Raw genomic sequence first — 252 nt, forward strand, 5'->3', positions numbered from 1 at the left:
CGGCTGTTCCATGCCTGTCCGCTCGCGGCACTTGTGGCGCAGACAGGCGACGGGCTTGACGCCAATCACCTGCCGCTTCTGCGTGAGGGCGAGGGGTTCGTGGGCCATGTCGCGCGCGCCAATCCGGTGCACGCCCTTCTTCCCGACGGCGCCCCGGTGCTGGCGATCTTCCGCGCAGGCGACGCCTATGTCAGCCCGAACTGGTATCCGTCCAAGGCCGAGACGCATAAGGCCGTGCCCACGTGGAATTAT

At 67.1% G+C, this 252-nt stretch carries 1 protein-coding gene; it reads left to right on the forward strand.

Annotation, left to right across the window (positions count from 1 at the left end; genetic code table 11):
* Window positions 1-252, forward strand: a 252-nt coding sequence (locus JI667_RS22385; protein ID WP_206858735.1) for an FMN-binding negative transcriptional regulator, incomplete at both ends; no start/stop codon positions are given.

This window comes from Bacillus sp. NTK074B, assembly GCF_017303375.1.
Taxonomy (GTDB): Bacteria; Bacillota; Bacilli; order Bacillales; family Bacillaceae_B; genus Rossellomorea.